The 16276-nt window shown below is 67.4% G+C and carries 18 protein-coding genes; 9 read left to right on the top strand and 9 right to left on the bottom strand.

The features are described from left to right. The first annotated feature begins 7 nt into the window (after nucleotides 1-7). From F9278_RS32355 to F9278_RS32335, 5 genes are all read left to right on the top strand, one after another. The gene (locus F9278_RS32355; RefSeq protein WP_152174266.1) at nucleotides 8-1384 is read left to right on the top strand and encodes an AI-2E family transporter; all 1377 of its coding nucleotides are present in this window, start codon (nucleotides 8-10) and stop codon (nucleotides 1382-1384) included. A 91-nt stretch (nucleotides 1385-1475) separates the two neighbouring features. Beyond that, a complete protein-coding gene (locus F9278_RS32350) occupies nucleotides 1476-1874 on the top strand; it encodes a DUF6507 family protein (RefSeq protein WP_152171453.1) in 399 nt (132 codons plus the stop codon). Beyond that, entirely contained in the window at nucleotides 1871-3928 is a 2058-nt protein-coding gene (locus F9278_RS32345) for a hypothetical protein (protein ID WP_152171452.1), read from the top strand. Before F9278_RS32350 ends, F9278_RS32345 begins: the two co-directional genes overlap by 4 nt. Before the next feature lie 11 nt (nucleotides 3929-3939). Further along, nucleotides 3940-4779 carry a hypothetical protein gene (locus F9278_RS32340; protein ID WP_193241724.1) on the top strand — a complete coding sequence of 280 codons (840 nt, stop codon included), beginning with the start codon at nucleotides 3940-3942 and terminating at the stop codon, nucleotides 4777-4779. A 31-nt stretch (nucleotides 4780-4810) separates the two neighbouring features. After that, nucleotides 4811-6256, top strand: a complete 1446-nt coding sequence (locus F9278_RS32335) for a DUF6177 family protein (RefSeq protein WP_152171450.1) — start codon at nucleotides 4811-4813, stop codon at nucleotides 6254-6256. 407 nt (nucleotides 6257-6663) lie between these two features. Here the strand turns inward: F9278_RS32335 and F9278_RS32325 are convergent, their stop codons facing one another. Next, on the bottom strand, nucleotides 6664-7575 hold the full coding sequence (locus tag F9278_RS32325) for an Eco29kI family restriction endonuclease (protein ID WP_226967057.1): 912 nt from the start codon (nucleotides 7573-7575) through the stop codon (nucleotides 6664-6666). Nucleotides 7576-7668: 93 nt separating this feature from the next. Between F9278_RS32325 and F9278_RS32320 the strand changes: the two genes are divergently transcribed. The 3 genes from F9278_RS32320 (at nucleotide 7669) to F9278_RS32305 (ending at nucleotide 10733) form a co-directional block, all read left to right on the top strand. Beyond that, a complete protein-coding gene (locus tag F9278_RS32320; RefSeq protein WP_152171448.1) occupies nucleotides 7669-8988 on the top strand; it encodes a DNA cytosine methyltransferase in 1320 nt (439 codons plus the stop codon). A 176-nt stretch (nucleotides 8989-9164) separates the two neighbouring features. Then, nucleotides 9165-9782 carry a very short patch repair endonuclease gene (locus F9278_RS32315; RefSeq protein ID WP_226967056.1) on the top strand — a complete coding sequence of 206 codons (618 nt, stop codon included), beginning with the start codon at nucleotides 9165-9167 and terminating at the stop codon, nucleotides 9780-9782. Nucleotides 9783-9800: 18 nt separating this feature from the next. Continuing rightward, on the top strand, nucleotides 9801-10733 hold the full coding sequence (locus F9278_RS32305; RefSeq protein WP_152171447.1) for an Eco29kI family restriction endonuclease: 933 nt from the start codon (nucleotides 9801-9803) through the stop codon (nucleotides 10731-10733). A gap of 136 nt (nucleotides 10734-10869) precedes the next feature. On the opposite strand, the gene F9278_RS32300 is transcribed toward F9278_RS32305, so the two are convergent. Both F9278_RS32300 and F9278_RS32295 read right to left on the bottom strand, forming a co-directional pair. Continuing rightward, on the bottom strand, nucleotides 10870-11187 hold the full coding sequence (locus tag F9278_RS32300; protein WP_152171446.1) for a hypothetical protein: 318 nt from the start codon (nucleotides 11185-11187) through the stop codon (nucleotides 10870-10872). Then, the gene (locus tag F9278_RS32295) at nucleotides 11184-11504 is read right to left on the bottom strand and encodes a hypothetical protein (protein ID WP_152171445.1); all 321 of its coding nucleotides are present in this window, start codon (nucleotides 11502-11504) and stop codon (nucleotides 11184-11186) included. The genes F9278_RS32300 and F9278_RS32295 overlap by 4 nt, the downstream gene beginning before the upstream one ends. Nucleotides 11505-11661: 157 nt before the next feature. On the opposite strand from F9278_RS32295, the gene F9278_RS32290 reads away from it, so the two are divergent. Further along, nucleotides 11662-11955 carry a winged helix-turn-helix domain-containing protein gene (locus F9278_RS32290; protein WP_152171444.1) on the top strand — a complete coding sequence of 98 codons (294 nt, stop codon included), beginning with the start codon at nucleotides 11662-11664 and terminating at the stop codon, nucleotides 11953-11955. 14 nt (nucleotides 11956-11969) lie between these two features. Here F9278_RS32290 and F9278_RS32285 read toward each other — a convergent pair whose 3' ends face one another. The 6 genes from F9278_RS32285 to F9278_RS32260 all read right to left on the bottom strand — a co-directional run bounded on the left by F9278_RS32285 (nucleotide 11970) and on the right by F9278_RS32260 (nucleotide 16270). After that, complete coding sequence (locus F9278_RS32285; protein WP_152171443.1) at nucleotides 11970-12626, bottom strand: OmpA family protein; 657 nt, start codon at nucleotides 12624-12626, stop codon at nucleotides 11970-11972. 2 nt (nucleotides 12627-12628) lie between these two features. Beyond that, nucleotides 12629-13222, bottom strand: a complete 594-nt coding sequence (locus F9278_RS32280) for a hypothetical protein (protein ID WP_152171442.1) — start codon at nucleotides 13220-13222, stop codon at nucleotides 12629-12631. 15 nt (nucleotides 13223-13237) lie between these two features. Further along, nucleotides 13238-13786: a pilus assembly protein TadG-related protein gene (locus tag F9278_RS32275; protein ID WP_226967348.1), complete on the bottom strand. Its 549-nt coding sequence runs from the start codon at nucleotides 13784-13786 to the stop codon at nucleotides 13238-13240. Nucleotides 13787-13851: 65 nt separating this feature from the next. Beyond that, the gene (locus tag F9278_RS32270) at nucleotides 13852-14058 is read right to left on the bottom strand and encodes a hypothetical protein (protein WP_152174261.1); all 207 of its coding nucleotides are present in this window, start codon (nucleotides 14056-14058) and stop codon (nucleotides 13852-13854) included. Between the two features lie 105 nt (nucleotides 14059-14163). Beyond that, nucleotides 14164-14913: a response regulator transcription factor gene (locus F9278_RS32265; protein ID WP_152171441.1), complete on the bottom strand. Its 750-nt coding sequence runs from the start codon at nucleotides 14911-14913 to the stop codon at nucleotides 14164-14166. Continuing rightward, complete coding sequence (locus F9278_RS32260) at nucleotides 14906-16270, bottom strand: sensor histidine kinase (RefSeq protein ID WP_152171440.1); 1365 nt, start codon at nucleotides 16268-16270, stop codon at nucleotides 14906-14908. Before F9278_RS32260 ends, F9278_RS32265 begins: the two co-directional genes overlap by 8 nt. Nucleotides 16271-16276 lie beyond the last annotated feature (6 nt).

Genomic DNA, 16276 nt, shown 5'->3' with positions numbered 1-16276 from the left:
ACGGATGATGTCGCGGGTTCCCGGGTGGCTCGGCCGGATCGGCGCCGGACTGAGCGGGTGGGGCGAGCGGTTGGAGCGGCGCCGGGCGGAGATCGAGTCGGAGGGGGCGGGGGCGGGGGCGGGCGACGGCCGGGAGGACGACGGTCGCAACTCCGGTGACGCCGGCTCCGGGGGCGCCGAGGAGACCGGGAGTGGGGACGGCGACGGCCACGGAGACGGCCACGGCGGCGGTGCGGGCGTCTCGCCGGGCTCCCCCGCCGGCGCGGCCCCGGCCCCGGCCCGTACGGACGCGCCCGTACTCCACACCCGGCCCGACCCCGCGACGGCCGTGCCGTGGGGGATGCGGGTCGCGGCGGAGGCCGGGTGGCGGCTGCTCGTTCTCGCGGGCACCGTCTGGGTGTTGATGCGGATCATCAGCTCCGTACAGCTGCTGGTGCTGTCGTTCACCACCGCGCTGCTCGTCACCGCCCTGCTCCAGCCGATGGTGGCCCGGCTGACCCGGTACGGCGTACCGCGCGGCCTCGCCACGGCCCTGTCGGCCGTCCTCGGCTTCGTCGTCATGGGGCTGATCGGCTGGTTCGTCACCTGGCAGGTCATGGAGAACATCGACGACCTCTCCGACCAGATCCAGGACGGCATCGACGAGTTGCAGCGCTGGCTGCTCGACAGCCCGTTCCATGTCACCGAGAACCAGATCAACGACATCGCCAAGAACCTCCGCGAGGCGATCAGCGACAACACGGACACCATCACCTCGGCCGGACTGGAGGGTGTGACCGTCATCGTCGAGGCGCTCACCGGCATCCTCCTGACGATGTTCTCCACGCTCTTCCTGCTGTACGACGGCAGGCGGATCTGGCAGTGGACGCTGAAGCTGGTGCCGGCGGCGGCCCGGCCGGGGGTCTCGGACGCCGGGCCGCGCGCCTGGCGGACGTTGACGGCGTATGTGCGCGGCACGGTGATAGTGGCGCTGATCGACGCGATCTTCATCGGCCTCGGGATCTACTTCCTTGATGTGCCGATGGCCGTCCCGCTGGCCGTGTTCATCTTCCTGTTCGCCTTCATCCCGCTGGTCGGCGCGGTCGTCTCGGGCGCGCTGGCGGTGGTCGTGGCGCTGGTGACGCAGGGCGTCTTCACGGCCGTGATGACACTGGTCGTGGTGCTCGCCGTCCAGCAGATCGAGGGGCACATCCTCCAGCCGTTCATCCTCGGCCGGGCCGTACGGGTACACCCCCTGGCAGTCGTCCTGGCGGTTGCCGCCGGTGGCATGATCGCGGGGATCGGGGGCGCGGTGGTGGCCGTGCCGCTGGTCGCGGTCACGAACACGGTGGTGGGGTCGTTGCGGGCGTACGCGGACGAACGAGAGCGGGAACGGGTGGCCTGAACGTGGCGCGCCTCGCGCAACCACGTTGCACGCGCAACGCGTTATGAGAAATCATGTTCGAAGATTCTCAGGCGCGTTGTGGGGGTGGGGCATGACGGGGTGGGACATCTCCTCGTCCGGCGTCCAGTTCGTGACCTCGCTGGTCGAGGACGCGATGGACGACCTGGCCAAGGACGTCAAGGCGTACGGCACGGACGTGGCGAGCGCCGCCGAGTCCGCCGGAACGATCAGCGGGGCGTACTGCGGGGCGCCGGAGACCGGGGCCGTCGGCGCGGCGCTGGCGTTGTTCGTGGAGGGGACCGCGAAGGACGTGCTGTTTCTCGGAGCGCGCGCGGCGAAGTCAGTGAGCGGGGCCCGGACCGCCACCGGATACTACGAGGGCGGAGCCCTGGAGATGGCGGCCACCGCACAGCGGAACGCGCTCGCGGCACCGAAGGTGGAGTTGCCGGGCAAGGGCAGCGGCGAGGGCCGAGAAGGCGGCGCCGAGTGATCGAGCCGGCCGGCATACCCCAGTTCACCGGCGACTTCGGGCAGTTGGAGAAGGACGTCACGGCGCTGCGGGTCGATGCCAGTGGCATCAGCAATGCCGGCGCGGACGTCCACTCCCGCTTCCAGGCGCTGGGGGCGTACTACATCGCGCCGGAGGCGGACGACCTGTTCGCCACCACGGAGCCGGTGATGAGCGGGGCGTCCTCCTTCGCGGAGCAGCTGGAGGACGTCGCCGACGCCCTGGAGACGTACTGCGCCGAGGCCCGGCCCCCGGCCGAACGGCTGGCCCGGCTCCAGCAGGACGCCTACGCGTTCGTCGAGAGCGTCGACGGCGACGACGAGTGGACGCACGACGAGGACAAGGTCGAGCGCCATCAGAAGCTGCTCGACGACGTGGCCGCGGCGGAGGCCGCCTTCCGCGCCGCCGAGCGCCGGACGGCCAGCACAATCTCGGCGCTGGTCGGCGGACCGAAGTTCGTCGCCGACGACGGCAGCCACACCGTCAACGGCCGGACGGTGATGTACGGCTACGACCTCGGCGCGCTGAGGCAGGCCGAGGAACTGCCCTGGGGCAGCCCTGTCGAGGAGTCCCACCACGCCTGGGAACTCGGGCACTGGGGCAAGACCCTGGTCTGGGACGGCATCTACAAGGACAACATCGAACCGGCCGTCACGGGTCTGTACGACCTTGCCACGTTCGACGGCGAGGCCTGGGGCGGCGTACGGGACGTATTGACCGGCATCGGTGTGTACACCATCACTCCGTACGACGCCTTCATGGACTGGGCGATCGGACCGGACGAGGAGAGCGCCGACGAGGTGCGGGGAAAGCAAGCGGCCAAGGAGTTCGCGAAGGGCCTGGTCGCCTGGGACACCTGGGAGGAGAACCCGGTCCGGGCCTCCGGCACGGTGATCTTCAACGCCTTCACCCTTGGGGCCGGTTCGTTCACCCGGCTGGCCAGGGGCGCGGAGGCCGGGAGTGGTGTGGCCAAAGGCGCGGGTGCGGCAGCGAAGATCGGCGAGTATCTCGACCCGGTCTCGGCCGCGCTCAAGGTCGGCGGCAAGACCGTGGACACCATCCCCCGGCTCTCCGACATCACGGCACGCCTCTCCACCAGCCTCGGCGCCTCGACGGGCTCCTCCCGCGCGACGAGCGTCCTCGAACTCGACGACGGCTCGAAGGTGCGCATCGAGGACGGTGAGTTCATCCATGTCGACAGGGACGGGAACGTCGTGTCGGACACGGGGCCGAGGGAAGAGTCGGCTGCTGAGCGGGGGGTTGCTGGGGAGACTGCGGAGCGGCAGCCCGAGTTCGCCGGAGTGGGCGGCGGAGGCTCGCACGAAGCCACCGGCCACGGCGGCGGGAATTCCGCGTCCGAGGCCCGCCACGGCCCGTCGCACAGTTCGGCGGCAGGCCGCGGAAACGACGATTCGAGCCCTGCGAGGAACACCGCCGGACACTCTTCGGACTCCGGAGATTCGTCAGGGAACAACCGGCACTCGGCTGTTCCGTCAGAAGGCGCCTCTCTCGGCTCGGAGAGGGGAGGCGGGAGCAACTCCGGTGCGGGGCAGGGCGATACGCCTTCGGGGGGCGGCACTCCTCCCCCGGCGAAGGAGTGGCAGGCGGGCGACGATGTCATCGGACCGGCCAGAGGAAAGACGCTTCTGTACCCTAATTCTCGACACGACCTCAGCGGTGTGCGCAGCGGCCGACCCGACACCGAAAACACCGTGATCCTCCCCGAAACGAAGGAAAAGGTCCGTCAGGACATAGCGGAAATCGCCGCAGGGCGCGCCCAGTTCGACCCGCACAGTCAGCGTTACGCCGTCAATGGCAGGCGCTATGTGGTCGAGCCGCACGGCCGCATATTCCCGGTGGACGGCCCCGGCCTCGTCCCGTTGAATCGCGTCGAGTACACGGCGCTCAAGTCCATCATGAGAGTCGATGGCGACATGAGTAAACTCCAGACCATGTTCAGCAAGGACCCCAAGTTCAGCCAGAATCCGCAGGCCATCGAGACGGCCCTTGCGCTGTACAGGAAGTACTACTCATGATGTACGGCTTCATGACCATCGGCAACGGGCTTCCAGAACGGCTGCCCGCGATTCTCGCGGAAGCCTTCGGAGCACAACTCGCCGAGATCGATGTGTCGGAAGCCTCCGAACTGGAGGACCGAAACTGGGACGCGACGCTCACCTGTGAGTACGAGCACCTCACGGGAGACCTGAACTGGTCTCTGAGCGTATACGCAGGCGATGAGGTGACGCATCAGCCTTCCGATGAGCAACTCGCCCTGCACTTCGCCCGCTGCCTCTCGGCCCCGGTTTTCTTCGAGTGGGACGGCGCACTCCCATGGATTCGGAAAGTCGCCTTGCCGTCGGGCACGACGACACTGGCACGAGTTCTCCAATCGGATTGCTCGGGATCGGATGCTTCCGTCGAGTCGGCAGAAGCACCCATCGCGGCGTTCCCTCATCTTTCCGTCCAACGATTCCCGGAAGTAGTGAGGGCTTTCAATATCCAAACGCCGTTGACCGACTCGGCAAGACTGACCGAACCCGACGAAAAGCCCGTTTCCATCAGAGCCCTCCTGGGGAACTGGGAGCGTCTCTGTGTACGTCTGCGCTCCGGCTGGCCGCCCGATGGCTGGTATTCAGCCGATCTCTACCAAGAGGATCTGGAATTCCGCGATCAGCTCGACTCTGCTGTCAGCGAGCTCTCTGAAACTGAGAGAAAAGCCGCCGAAGCCGCTGTGCGTGAACTCGACGCGGTCTACCGCGATCTAACGGTCGACGATCAAGGTCTCGCTTTGACGACCGCGGTGAAGCACGAGGTCGGCGACCTGAACGGCCGCGCCTGGTACTGGCATCGTCGGCCCACGGAGCTGCCGTGGGCCAGGGTCTAAGAATCAGATCGACTGGAAGAGGCCCAGAACCGTGACCAAGGACGTCATAGCCCTGACGCCGACGATGCCGGATGTGCGGACCGTGTTGGCGGGGCTCTACGCGGGCGGGCCCGGTCTCGGGGTGAAGGGGTCTGCTGAGGGGGCTGTCATGCAGCTCTGTGCGCCTGGTGGGCGGGCGTTGGTGTCGGTGGAGGTGCCGGTTCTGATTCAGGTGCCTGGGGAAGTCGGGCGGTTGCTGGGTTGTGAGGTGCCGGACGGGCCGGTGTGGTGGACCGAGGCGCGGGCGTCGACGGCTGTCGCCGAGGGGGAACGGCTGGCGGGCTCGTTCGCCGGGCGGCTCGCGGCCGTGCTCGGCGGGGTCGTCTGGCCGCCCGGAGCCGCCACCACCGAGGTCGTCCCGCTCACCACCGATGTCTCGGCCGTACCGGTACCGGACACCGCCGTCCCCGCCGTGGACGTCCTCACCACCTCCACTGCGGTGGTCATCCAGGACCGTCCGGTCGTCTCCATGACCACCTGGCTCTCCGACGCGCTGCGCGCCGCGACCGCCGCCGACCGGGCGCTGCAGATCGTCACCCCGCCCACCACCCGCCTGACCCTCGCCACGCGCACGGCCCTGCGAGGCCTGCCCAACCGGTGGGTCGTCCAGCATCCCGACCACGGCTACTACGATGGCTTGTCGGGTGCCGTGCTCCAGTGGCGGAACGGCACCTTCGGCCCCGTACGCGACGAGGACGGTACGACGCTCGCCGCCCGCGCCTTCAGTGACCCGGACGGCTCCGGTGAGCGGCAGCTCGTCGTCCAGCTGCGGTTGCGCCACGCCCCGGACGAACGCCTCGTGCTGGGCGGCGCGTTGGAGGCGGCCTGGCGGCGCCTCACCGGTGAGCCACCGGTCGGCTGGAGCACCGCCGAGCCGGTCAACCTTCCTTGGAACGCACGCCAGTTGACCGAGCTTGCCCGCTCCCGGGCTCCTCGACCCACGTGGCTGGTCGCCGTCGGACACCCGGACCGGCCGGCGATCGCCACCGTTCGCGTCAGCCGTACGCCCGCCGGGGTCGAGGAGGACGTCACCCTGACGCTCGGTCACGGGCCCGAGGAGACACCGCCTCTCGACGCCGTCGAGCCGCTTGCCGCGGCGCTCGCCGCCGGGCGCGGCCTCACGACCATGCTCGTCTCTCTGCGGGCGGGCCGTCGCGACCTGACCGTTCCGCCGCACGTCGCGGCTCCGCCGGTCCCCGTCTCCTTGACCGTCGGGGCGGAAGCCGTGCGGGAGGCCGGGCTGGCGAACGGTCGGCGTCCTACGGATTCGGGTCCGGGTCCGGCTTTGGCTCCGGTGGGCGTCCCGCCGGTCCCGTACGGGCCCTCGTCCGCCCCGGCGCTCCACTATCCGCTGGGCGACGGCAGCGATCCCGGGGCCTGGACGCGGTTCCAGGTGCTCGCCGACCGGCTCCGGAGCGTGGACGTGGGCGGGGGCTGATCAGAGTGTGACGCGCCCGCCCAGCCCGTTCATCCACGGCGGGGGGCCTGGCGGGCGGCGTTGCTTTGCGGGGTGCTCAGGCCCGCTGAGGCGAATGGTTCGGCACCTTGGACACGCGGCCTGGTGGAACGGCCCCGGCCTGTGGTTGCGCCTCGACAAGGTTGCGGGTGTCGTGTCCGGATCCGGAACACCCTGCGCGTCTCGGACAGGCTCCAGACCGAGTCACAGCGTGCCAGTCTCCAAGAGTTCACGGATCGTGTCGCTCTTTCGACGCACGATGATTCGGCCGTCCCCATCGCTGTACACGACGACGGCGGCCCCTGGTGACAGCCCAGCCTCCGCGAGTACCCCCAAAGGGATCTGGACGGTGCCGACTCCGGAGAGGGTGGCCTCTGCTGGTTCCCTGATCATTCGGTCAGTGTGTCATCAAATGTTCCGACCTCAATCCCATCCGCTCGATCATCCAGTCTCGATGGATCGGCTTCGATTTCCCCCACTGGCTCCGACTCAGGAACGGCACTGACGCGCTGCCCGTCTCGGTAGTACCGCCACGCGCTCCGATACGTGTCGGGCCTGTCGTCGTACATGATCACGTAGCCCATGAGGGCGACTACCTGCCACTTGTCCGTTATCTCGGCGGATACGAGCTGGAAGACCTCGTCGGCCGTCATTCCCGCTGCCGGAACGTGGACACGCCGGGTCGTGAAATCCGCCGTCTTCCCGTATCGGAAGTTGTACGGGAGCCCGCCCTTGATCGTCTCCAGGAGTGCGTGCAGCGTCATCTCGCCCGCCCTCAGTCCCTCGATCGGTCGGTCCAGGTCGATGGGGAAAGCGACGTCGAAGTGGTTCTGCTTCAGGACCGTGCTGTCCCGCTGACGGCCAGGGTCCTTGTTCCCGAAGCCGTTGTTGTTCCATGGGATGTTGCCCATGCCCTTGTGATGGCTGATCAGCAATTGTTCGGGGGCGAGGGCGGAAAAGTCCTCCGCCACGTACAGGCACGAGAAGGACATCTCCGCCAGAGAGATGTTGCGACGCCCGGAGATCTTGCGGAGGTGATGGCGAAGGCGAGCGGGCAGAGACTTGTCGGCCTTGCCGACGTAGACGAACGCGCCGTTCAGGTAGAGCTGGTAGACCCCGGGCTTCTCCTTGAGCCGCGCGATGCTTTCCTCTATGAGGGGAGCCCTGTCCAGGCCCTCAAGTGCGGCGGCCAGCTGGTCACCGAGCGCCTTGGTGATGCTCAGAGTGAAGTCCTTGTGGTACTGCGTCTCGTCGTCGGAATCCACCACCGGCGCCATCCGTCCCTCTCCCTTGGTCGACATGATCCCGGAAACCCTATCGGTGACTTGTGCACGCGGCCGAACCGTCAGCTCGAAGTGGCTTGAAGATCGACAACTCCGCGGTATGCTTTCGAAATGGCTGAACTGCACGAAGGATCAAAGAAGGACCGCACGGGTGTCGAGCTCTTCGCTGGCGCTGGCGGCCTGGCCATGGCCGTCCATCGCGCCGGGTTCCGTCCCTTGCTCTTCAACGAGTTCGCCAAGCGAGCCTGCGAGACCCTGGAAGCCAACGTGGCGCGGCGACTCCCCGACGACCAGAGGCCGACCAGCGCCCCCGGGCCCGGCGAGAGAGTGCCGCTCATCGCGGGCGATGTCCAGAACCTCGACATGGGATACCTGGCGGGCCAGGTCGACGTACTCGCTGGCGGCCCTCCTTGCCAGCCCTTCAGTCTCGGCGGTGTCGCCAAGGGCGACGAGGACAAGCGGAACATGTTTCCGCAGCTGTTCAGAGCTGTCCGTCAGATTCAGCCGAAGGCCGTGATCTGCGAGAACGTGCGCGGTTTGCTAAGGCCCTCTTTCAAGCGCTACTTCGACTACATCCAGCGCGAACTGGAACTTCCCTTCGAGGAGCGAGCCGAAGACACCAACTGGGAGCAGCACTACGAGTCCCTGCTGGAGCGGCGCGAGGAAGAGCCGGACGACCCCAAGAAGCGGTACGACATCGTCATGATGCCGGTGAACGCCGCCGACTACGGGGTGCCCCAGATCCGCCACCGCGTGATCATCGTCGCGTTCCGTCGCGACCTGAATGTCGATCGCGAGTTGTTCAAGGGGCTCGTGAAGAGGACGCACTCCGAGACGGCCCTTCTCCGTTCCATGGAGGAGGACGGGGACTACTGGAAGCGCTACCCCAGCGTCCCAGACCATGTGAGGGAGCGCGTCATCGCCCGTCTCCCGAAGACCATGCCGATAGACGACGGGCTACTCCCCTGGTACACCCTGCGCGACGCGATCGCCGGTATCGGCGACAACAAGCCCCTGCCGGATGTTCCAGACGAGTGGTTGGATCGCACCGAGCACTTCCTAGGCGGCTTCACGGAACACATCGGCTGGCCTGGAGCCCGCATTTACGACGGGCACACTCCCAATGAGCTTGATCGCCCGGCCAAGACCGTCAAGGCCGGCGTACACGGCGTGCCCGGCGGCGAGTCGGTCATGCTCCTCGACGAGTTGGTAGCTGATGAGGCCACCCCTGGAAGCGTCCGGTACAAGCACAGGTACATGACAGTCCGCGAGACCGCCCGTGTGATGACCTTCCCTGACACGTGGGAACTCAGGGGCCCACGAGGAGAGAAGATGCGCCAGCTCGGCAACGCCGTACCCGTCGCCCTTGGTGAGGTCTTCGCCAAAGCTGTCGCGGCCGTCCTGGACGAGGCGGAGGAGCGTCAGAAGTGACCAGCGACTCCGATAGGACGCAGAGCGGTTGGAGGCACGATGCGCCGCCGGATCGGGCATGGAAGGGACGCCCTGGCAGGAGCCGGAGCACCGCTGCGGCGGAACAGGACAGAGCAGCCGGTGGTCGCCACAAGCGTTCCGTGGATCTTGGCGGGGGGAGATTCGCCAGAGCCTCGGTGGAACTGAAGGTGCTACCTGACACTCGACGCATTCGCGCGTACCTACGCTGGTCCGACGGCGGCAAGTCCCCTGCCCGGTACCTCGGACAGGTCGAGCACGCGAACCGGGCCGCGAATCTCGCGGAGGGCTGGAAAATGGCCTGGGAGAAGGGACTTCTCACAGAAGAGCCACCGGCGGAAGGCTCGTGGGCTTCCTCCCCGGCGGTACGCGCCGCGATGCGAGCCAATCGGAACAGGGACACCCGGCCCGAGCTGCGGCTCCGGTCCCTACTGCATAAGCAGGGTCTTCGCTACCGCGTGGCGGCGCGGCCACTACCCGAACTGCGACGAACCGCCGATGTGCTTTTCCCCAAGTCGAAGGTCGCGGTCTTCGTCGATGGCTGCTACTGGCACGGATGCCCCGAGCACCTTCGGGAGTCACGCAAGAACGCCGAGTTCTGGCGCGACAAGATCGAGGGCAACCAGGCCAGGGACGCGGAGACGGACCGCCTCCTCCGAGAAGCCGGCTGGACGGTCGTGCGCGTCTGGGAGCACGAGGATCCCGACGCGGCAGCCGCGCAAGTCATCAGCGCTGTACGGACACTGGTTGACAAAACGGGATCAAGCGAAACATAACTTTTTCAGCATGGACGAATGGCGCATCTCATTTGCGATGCGCAAGCACCCAAGCCTGGCAGCACTTTGCGGGCTGAGTCAGCGGGTAAAATCTCCCGCATGATTCCCAGCCCCGATGGCGCGACGCCTCTGCAATTCAACCCGCTGGGTATTGACTTGCTCAGCCGCAATCTTCGAGAGGAGATGAACAGACGCCCGCGCACACCCTTGGACAAGGTCCAGACATTTCCGGGCGCAGGGCTATATGCGCTTTACTACAAGGGCGATCTCGACATCTATCACGGATTGAAGGGTTCCGATGTGCCCATCTACGTGGGGAAGGCTTCGGCCGGCGACAGCAATTACGGAGATCCGCCGAATCTGACCGAACCCAAACTTTTCAGCCGAATAAAAGATCATCGAAGAAGCATCAACGAGGCAGGTAATATCGACGCCTCGCATTTCGATGTCAGATATCTAACCCTCGATGATATCTGGATCGTTCTGGGAGAGCGGGCCCTTCTACGTAGCAATAGCCCTGTCCTCTGGAACACCATGATGACTGGCTTTGGAGGAAACCCGCCGGGCCAGGGACGGAGGAACGCCCGCTCGGTCTGGGATTCGATCCATCCGGGACGGAAGCGGGCAGCGGGACTCCTCTGCAACCGCAGTTACAGTAGTGCCGAAATGAGCAATCTCATCTCCGCAGCAATCAGCATCTCACTGATGCCAGCGGACGAGCTACGCGACAAGGAATTGAAGGAATTTCGCAACCATCCTGCGAAAATGATATGGCAGGAAGCGAAGGGCGCCGGGAACGAACCCAAGTCTCTCCTTGTCTTCCGGGAGGATGTGTTCCTGGAAGAGAATAACCGATTTGGAGTAGATCTCAGTACTGTTGAGTGGGAGTTGGCCGAAATACCAGAGCCGACCACAACAGAAATTGCCGCGCTCGACGCTCCCGAGGGATGAAGGTAGCGGAATTACTGAATGCCACAGAGCCGCGCGACGGACACTCACCGCAAGGGAGGGTCGGGGCACACCAGGCTTGTCCCGTTCACATGTGAACGGGACAGGCGGGAGTCCTGGCCGTGCGGGCCGACTGCCGTCAGGGCTGTCGGCGACGGGGTGGATCAGCGTCCGGTTCGGCACGGCTCTGGTCGGTTCGGCCGTCCGGTGGGACCCGGTAGACCCGGAGGGTCATTTCGGACGGCTTCCGGGCCGAGTCCAGGAACTCCAACGCGTCGGACGGTGGCGGATAGTGCGCCGCGCATTCCGGGCACGCGTAGACGGTGAAGCCCGGGCCCGTGGCGGCGTGTTCCTCGTGGACCACCACCGGAGCGCTCGTCATCTGTCGGCAGTGCACGCACATGCGGACCGGGATACGGCGGGTGGGGGGAGCGGGGTGGTGGCCGTCCTGCGTCATCGGGCCGCCCCTACTCGGATGCCGTGGATGTGGTCCGGGTCGGTGTCGATGCCGAGCGTGGCCAGGTAGAGGGCACGACGGCGTTCGCGTTGGCGGCGTCGCTCGTCCGGGGTGAGGAGGTAGGGGCGGACGAGGGGGGACGCGCTGCCGTCGATCAGGTCGATCGGGTTGGGCAGGCCGGTGAAGGCGAGTGCCACAGGGGCCGTGGGAGGTAGGCGATGGAGTGCGCTCGGGGTGACCGCGCGGTGACGGCCGGGTGGGGTCGACAGGAGGATGCTCAGCACCCACGCGAGGGCACGGACGGTAAGGTTCAGCACGCTGACGCTCCTTAGCGGCGTTGGCCATGCCCCGGGACGTTGCCTCGTCGCCGGGGTCTTTGACGCGATCAGCCTACATTGCTACGCATGTCAGTGCATAGCAGTATGTAGCTATGCGCCCATCAGTGCAGCTCAGGGCTGTTTTACGGTGGTGGCCATGGCAGCAGACCCGGGAGACTCACCGATCGACCCAACCAAGATCGCCTACGTATATATGCAGGTGGCCGACCACATCGCAGCGCAGATCGCATCGGGTGCGCTGCGTCCTGGAGCTCGGCTCCCCGGTGAACGCGATCTCGGCGCCGAGTACGGCGTCGCCTATCTGACCGCCCGCCGCGCCATCCGCGAACTACGCGAACGCGACCTCGTCGTCACGCTCCCCGCCAAGGGCACCTTCGTCGCGTACCCGCAGGAGCCCGAACCGGGCGCCGACGCCGGGATGGACGGCTGATCGACCGGGCCCTGTCAGGTCGTGCCTTCCCCCGCCGAGCCCGTCCTGGGGAAGGAGACCTCGACTCGGCGGTTCTTCTTGCGGCCCTCTTCCGTGGAGTTGTCGGCGATCGGGTAGTCCTCGCTGTAGCCGCGGACCTCGAAGGTGACGTTGCCGCCCAGGTCGCCGGCGAGGAGGTCGTGGACGGCCTCCGCGCGCTGCTTGGAGAGGGTCAGGCCGTGGGCGTAGGAGCCGAGGTTGTCCGTGAAGCCGAAGACGCGGACCGTGCCCGCGCTCTGCTTCTTGATCTCCTCCGCGATGGTCTGGATGCGGGAGCGGGCCTGGGGGTTGAGTTTCGAGCTGTTCTTCGGGAAGAGGACCTCCGCCTGGAGGGCGAACGTCACGTTCTCGTTGGTGTCCTCGCGGCGTTCCTCGCCGCCGAGGTCCTCCACGACCGACTTGATGTCCAGGACCTTGGCGGGGGCGAGCGTGGCTCCCTGGGCGAGCTTCAGGCCGGGGCTGTTGGCGTCGACCTCCGGGGGTGGGGAGGTGGTGACGGTGCCCGGGGGTTCGCTCGGGTCGTCCGCGGCGAGGGCGGGCGGGGTGACGAGGGTGAGGGTGGCCAGTACGGCCATGGCCACGCCCAGCGTGGCCCCGCCCTTCGTGACGGCTCGTGAGGTCAGGGCAGCCATGGTCACTCGTCCTCGGAGAGTTCGATCGTGGCGGGGGGCATGGAGCCGACCTGGAAGTCCACGGAGGTGGTGGAATCGGGGGGGGCGGGGAATTGGGCGAACCATTGGGCCGTTGCGCCCTCGTCGACGCCGCCGGTGAACTGTGTGCAGAGGCATCGGCCCGAGGTATCCCGCAGAACGAGGTACTTCTTCTTGCCCGCCTGGTCGACGAGGTTGGCACCGGCGATTGACGCCCCGTTCTTGGCCAGTTCCCTCTCATCGCCCAGCCAATTCGCCGGCACCCAGGCCTCGCCGGTGTTGTTGACGACGGTTCCCTCGACGGTGACGAAGCCTCCCGCGTCCCGCTGGGCGGACGTCACCGTGAGTGTGACCCCGTTCTCCCCCTTCACCTCCGCCAAGACCGAGGCGGTGGTGGGCGTTTGCGACTCCTGCTCGTCCGCGTTGCCGTCTCCCTTGGTGGACGGGGACGACGTTGAGCCGTTGTCGGACGCCTTGTCGTCGCTTCCTCCCCCGCCGCAACCGGCCACCGTGAGGACCAGACCGGTCGCGATCGCCACCGCTGTCCTGCGGCCCTTCATGGTGTGCCGAAGGTTCATCGGTACGGCTTCCTCTCACTCGGCCAGATACACAGAGAACATCACGGACGCGTCGGGAAGGTCGGCCGGATTGAAATTTCCGGGGTCGATGTCCACGGGCACGCCGTCGCAGTCCAGGGTGACGGGATCCATGGGGTTGGTGTTGACGTCGAAGTCGCAGCGCGGCTGGATGATGGCAACTGCCTGAGCCGTGGCCGTCATGTCCTCGGTGCCGGGGATGATCGAATCGCCGACGGTGTAGTCCGTCACCACGTCGACCTGGAAGCCCGGGGCTCCGTTCACCTCGGTGAGCTGAGCACCGCCCTGGACGGTCGAGTTGTTCTGGGCCGCCAGTTCCGCGGCCGCAGCGTCGGCCCCCTCCACAGGAATTCCTCCTGGCGGCAGATCGAGCCAGTCCAACCAGTCGCCGTTGCCTGCCTCGATGGCGTCCCCGAGGTCCAACAGCAGGTCGTCCCGTGCTTTCTGAGCCGCCGCCAACGCCGCTGCGTCCGCCGCGGACTGGGCACCGTTGCGGGCGGATGCGGCCTGAGCGAACACGAAGAAGGCCAATGCCGTGAAAAGCAGGATCGCTGTCAGCCAGATGTGGAGGGGGAGGGTCGAGCCTCGGTCGTCGGCCAGTCGCTCACGGATCAGCCGATGACGCTCTTCACCGCGTTGAGGATGGCTTGGGAGATCAACCCGTCCAACCCCAGCCCGTCGATCATCACGAAGATGCCCGCGACGATGATCATGATGCCCGCGTACTCCACGAACCCCGCGCCCGCGTCCCGGTCCTTCCCCCGCATGCGGGAGACGACCGTGGTCCTCCAGGTCTTGAAACGGTGCTTCACCTTCATGGCGGTTGCCTTCCCGCGCGATGCCGACACCAACCGGATCACCGTACGTGAGTCGGCACGTACGGGGGGTGGGTCCGGGGGCCCAACTTCCGGTTGGGGGGTGGGTCATCGGGGCCACCCCTCGGGGGTCGTGCCCAGCCAGTGGGCGATGGCTTCGCTGCGGGTCGAGGTGTGCAGTTTCGCGAAGATGTGGTTGATGTGGTTCTTGACGGTCTTCTCGCTGATGAAGCAGGTGGCGGCGATCTGGCGGTTGTTCATGCCGGACGCGATGAGGTCCATCACCTCCACCTCCCTTGAACTCAGGCCGAAGGACGGTCGGTTGGCGTGGTTGAGGATGCGGCGGCGCAGTCGTGGCACATAGCTGGGGCGGGTCTTTGACGACTGTGCCATAGATGGTTGCAGCTGCGAAGTACGGTCGTGACTTTCGTGTGAAGGTTCGTAGGAAACGCCGAGTGAAGTCGAGACAGTCGGGGAGATGGGCCCGTGGCCCTTCCTCAGGTTCCTCACCGCCTCGATCAGTTCGGGGGCCGTGAACTCGCCGTGGACCAGGTAGCCGGTCGCGCCCCGGCGCAACGCCTCCGTCACGACCTCGGGTTCCGTGCTGTAGGTCAGCATCATCACGGGGCAGAGCGCGGCCAGTTCGGGGAGGGCGGTGAGGCCGTCCGTGCCGGGCATGCGGACGTCCAGGAGGGCGACGTCCGGGCGGTGGCGGCGGGCCCTGTCCACCGCCTCCTCACCGTTGGTGGCCTGGGCGACCACCGTGATGTCGGGGTGGGTGTCCAGGAGGGCGGTGAGGCCGGCGCGGACCACCGGGTTGTCGTCCGCGACGAGTACGCGAAGGGGCCGGTCAGGCATGTGCGGCCTCCTGTCGGGGGGATTCGGGGAGGGAGTGTGGGAGGGGGAGGGGGAGGGTCAGGGTTACCTGCGTGCCTTTGGGGGGTGCCGTCAGGTGCAGGCGGGCTCCTGTGCGGGCCGCGCGTTCCCTCATGCCCAGGAGGCCGAAGTGGCCGGATCGTTGCGCTTCTTCGAGGGATTCGAGGGTGAGGGTGGGCGGGAGGCCCACGCCGTCGTCCTTGATCGTGAGGTGGAGGGTGTCCGGGGTGATGCTCAGGGACACCTCCGCCTTGGTCGCCTGTGCGTGGCGGTGGATGTTCTCCAGGGCCTCCGATGTGATGGCCAGGAGGTGGTGGGTCGTGTCGGGCGGGAGGGGTGGGGGGTCCGCGCCGGTGTGGGTGAAGTGGGTGGGGAGGGTGGTGCGCGATGCGAAGTCCGTTGCGCGGGTGGCGAGTTCGGACTTCAGGTCCGTGGGGGGTGTCGGTGTGGTGAGGTCTGTGTGGCGGCGTAGGTCCGTGAGCAGGTCTCGGGATTCCGCGGCGGCTCGGCGGGCGGCGGAGGCCACGAGGGTGGCCTGTTGTTTGAGGTGGGTGGGGTCGGGGGTGGGGTGGTCCGCCGTCGTCGCCAGGGCGTCCGCGGCGAGGGCGAGGCCGTGGAGGGTCTTGGCCACCGAGTCGTGGAGTTCGCGGGCGAGGCGGGCGCGTTCCGACTCCACGGCCTCCGCGACGGCTAGGCGGGACGTGGCTTCGGAGAGGGCCTGGGTGGCCGTGCCGAAGCGGAACATCAGGTTGCGGAGGGTTACGCCGATGATGCCGGCGGCGACGCAGAAGCCGGCGACGAGGAGGGTGCCGGCGCCTGCGCCGGGGCGGTGTTCCCAGGCGCGGTGGACGGTGAGCAGGACGGCCAGTTGGAGGCCGGTGAGGACGCCGGCGCCGCGCCAGCCGTAGAGGAGGCCGGAGAGGAGGGGGGTGCAGACCGTGGCGTAGGCGAGGGGGGAGGCGGGGGTGGCGGTGAGGAGGAGGACCGCGCCGAAGAGGAGGTCCAGGGCCATGAGGGTGGGGTGGGTGAGGAGGCGGGGGGCGAAGCGGGGCCAGTCCCTGAGCATGGCGTACGAGACGGTGATGCCGAGGACCGCGGCGATCAGTACGGCGTGGCTCTGGGGGCCGTCCGTGGTGTTGGCCATCGCGAAGGGGGTGCCGATGGTGAGGGCGACCAGGCGGACGGCGAAGGTCTGGCGGGCCAGGGACTGGAGGGCGTTGAGCTGGAGGCGGAGGGTGGCGGGGGGTGTGGCGTCGTCCTGGAGGTAGCCGGTCGTGGGGGTCGGGTGGTGGGGGTGGGTGCTTGTGTCGGGGGTGGGGAAGCGGCTCGGTGGCACCATTGCCCG

Origin of the sequence: Streptomyces phaeolivaceus (assembly GCF_009184865.1) — a bacterium.
GTDB lineage: Bacteria > Actinomycetota > Actinomycetes > Streptomycetales > Streptomycetaceae > Streptomyces > Streptomyces phaeolivaceus.
The sequence above is the reverse complement of the archived record's forward strand: the minus strand, read 5'-3'. Positions and strand labels throughout refer to the sequence as shown.

What these genes read in the sequence shown, in the direction of transcription:
- F9278_RS32355 (WP_152174266.1), top strand. Translation starts at nt 8, where the DNA reads ATGTCGCGGGTTCCCGGGTGGCTCGGCCGGATCGGCGCCGGACTGAGC.
- F9278_RS32265 (WP_152171441.1), bottom strand. Translation starts at nt 14,913, where the DNA reads ATGCCTGACCGGCCCCTTCGCGTACTCGTCGCGGACGACAACCCGGTG.
- F9278_RS32320 (WP_152171448.1), top strand. Translation starts at nt 7,669, where the DNA reads ATGGCTGAACTGCACGAAGGATCAAAGAAGGACCGCACGGGTGTCGAG.
- F9278_RS32305 (WP_152171447.1), top strand. Translation starts at nt 9,801, where the DNA reads ATGGCGCATCTCATTTGCGATGCGCAAGCACCCAAGCCTGGCAGCACT.
- F9278_RS32350 (WP_152171453.1), top strand. Translation starts at nt 1,476, where the DNA reads ATGACGGGGTGGGACATCTCCTCGTCCGGCGTCCAGTTCGTGACCTCG.
- F9278_RS32280 (WP_152171442.1), bottom strand. Translation starts at nt 13,222, where the DNA reads ATGAACCTTCGGCACACCATGAAGGGCCGCAGGACAGCGGTGGCGATC.
- F9278_RS32260 (WP_152171440.1), bottom strand. Translation starts at nt 16,270, where the DNA reads ATGGTGCCACCGAGCCGCTTCCCCACCCCCGACACAAGCACCCACCCC.
- F9278_RS32300 (WP_152171446.1), bottom strand. Translation starts at nt 11,187, where the DNA reads ATGACGCAGGACGGCCACCACCCCGCTCCCCCCACCCGCCGTATCCCG.
- F9278_RS32340 (WP_193241724.1), top strand. Translation starts at nt 3,940, where the DNA reads ATGACCATCGGCAACGGGCTTCCAGAACGGCTGCCCGCGATTCTCGCG.
- F9278_RS32325 (WP_226967057.1), bottom strand. Translation starts at nt 7,575, where the DNA reads ATGTCGACCAAGGGAGAGGGACGGATGGCGCCGGTGGTGGATTCCGAC.
- F9278_RS32270 (WP_152174261.1), bottom strand. Translation starts at nt 14,058, where the DNA reads ATGAAGGTGAAGCACCGTTTCAAGACCTGGAGGACCACGGTCGTCTCC.
- F9278_RS32285 (WP_152171443.1), bottom strand. Translation starts at nt 12,626, where the DNA reads ATGGCTGCCCTGACCTCACGAGCCGTCACGAAGGGCGGGGCCACGCTG.
- F9278_RS32290 (WP_152171444.1), top strand. Translation starts at nt 11,662, where the DNA reads ATGGCAGCAGACCCGGGAGACTCACCGATCGACCCAACCAAGATCGCC.